The sequence below is a fragment of the Oleiphilus sp. HI0061 genome (genome assembly GCF_001635675.1).
In genome coordinates this window covers 1-586 of the sequence record NZ_LWFE01001376.1, presented here as the reverse complement: position 1 = coordinate 586, position 586 = coordinate 1, and the positions used below count along the sequence as shown (strand labels likewise).

Below are 586 nucleotides of genomic sequence, written 5' to 3'. Positions count from 1 at the left end.
AACTCTCTGTCGACTGCATGAGCAGATTTGAGCAGTTTGCCTGGAGGCTGCCTTCTTAGAACAAAGTCCCCCGAAGGAGAAGACAGCTTGAAAGTCGGGTTTGACTGCCCCCCCTCAAATTTTGTTGCTTTAATCGGCCCAGAAAAGCCTTCGATATTGTCTGCAAGGTAAGCAGCTAGCTTAACAACATCGAGCTCATCAACATTTGTTTTTATATCCGACATACCTTCTCCTAAGCCTTACGCATCTTCATCATTTGCATTGCAGAATACCCTGCTGAGACACCACGACCAAGCTGCATCATATGAACCTGATCTGGCCCATCCGCTAGACGAATAATACGTGCCATTTGATATGCATCAGATAAGAAGAAGTCTTGGCTTAAACCTGCTGCGCCATGTATCTGAATCGCTCGATCAATTACCGTACAGGCCATTTGTGGCGCAACGATCTTGATCATGGCGATCAGGTCTTTTGCCCCTTTGTTGCCGTGTGAGTCCATTTTTGCAGCCGCTTTTAAGGTAAGCAAGCGCGCTTGTTCGATCTCGCAGTAGGACTTGGCAATGTCTTCACGCACCGAACCCTG

The 586-nt window shown here is 47.6% G+C and carries 1 protein-coding gene and 1 pseudogene; both read right to left on the bottom strand.

Translation table 11 applies throughout. From position 1 onward, the window contains the following. Positions 1-224, bottom strand: a pseudogene (locus A3735_RS21670) (phosphotransferase family protein); the annotation flags it as partial. A gap of 8 nt (positions 225-232) precedes the next feature. Next, positions 233-586 (bottom strand): acyl-CoA dehydrogenase family protein (locus tag A3735_RS21665; protein ID WP_255375187.1); only part of this gene is annotated, 354 nt, incomplete at its 5' end.